This window comes from Paraburkholderia sp. BR14320 (assembly GCF_040948665.1).
Classification (GTDB): Bacteria; Pseudomonadota; Gammaproteobacteria; order Burkholderiales; family Burkholderiaceae; genus Paraburkholderia; species Paraburkholderia youngii.
In genome coordinates, this window is the sequence record NZ_JBFPKG010000236.1 from 1 (window position 1) to 651 (window position 651).

Annotated in this window: 1 protein-coding gene; it reads right to left on the bottom strand. The window is 59.0% G+C overall.

The genetic code is table 11. From position 1 onward, the window contains the following. Positions 1-150: 150 nt before the first annotated feature. A complete protein-coding gene (locus tag AB3X89_RS40095) occupies positions 151-528 on the bottom strand; it encodes an HrpB1 family type III secretion system apparatus protein (protein WP_368588039.1) in 378 nt (125 codons plus the stop codon). Positions 529-651: the final 123 nt, after the last annotated feature.

The following is a 651-nucleotide window of genomic DNA, read 5'->3' on the forward strand; positions in this document are numbered from 1 at the left end:
AGCGCGAGGGCGTGATTATCGCGAACCTCGTGAATCTGTGGAACAGCTTCGGCAAGGCCGTTTGCGTCAAAAAGCTCTAGTTGCGTCCGCAACCAACTGCGGGCCTACCCTGCTGAACAAAGCCCCGAGACGGCGGGGCGCCCGTCGCGCTCAAACCGGCTCGTCCTTCTCGTTGATACGGCCGAGCAACCGCAGCATAGAGTTGCGGACATACGGATCGGGGTCCTCTAATTTTTCCTCTGCATAGCGATGCCAAGTCTGGTCCCCGAGCAAATACAAACAAAGCGCCTTCAACTCCGAATGCTTGCCCTCAGGCAAGCTGTTAAGGTGGCGGAGTGCATCCAGTGTATGGCCCCGCCGAATCGCGAGGACAGTTGGAAAGACGAGAGCCTCTCGTGCGGCGGGGTGGACTTCGTACAACTGCGCAAGCCGGGCCTCCGCCTCGTCGAGCCGATCGCTTTTGATGGCGTCGACAACGGCCCGTGCGAGCGAAGCACTGTCTGGCGAGTCGGAGAAATTCCCGGACATGAAAGCGCTTCGATTAGAACTCACTTTCCAATCCAGTCGCTTCCTTGTCCGATGGACTATCGCCTTGGGCGGACGAGCCCCCTGAAATCGCATTTGCGCCGCCGTCCAGCAGATTGCCAATTG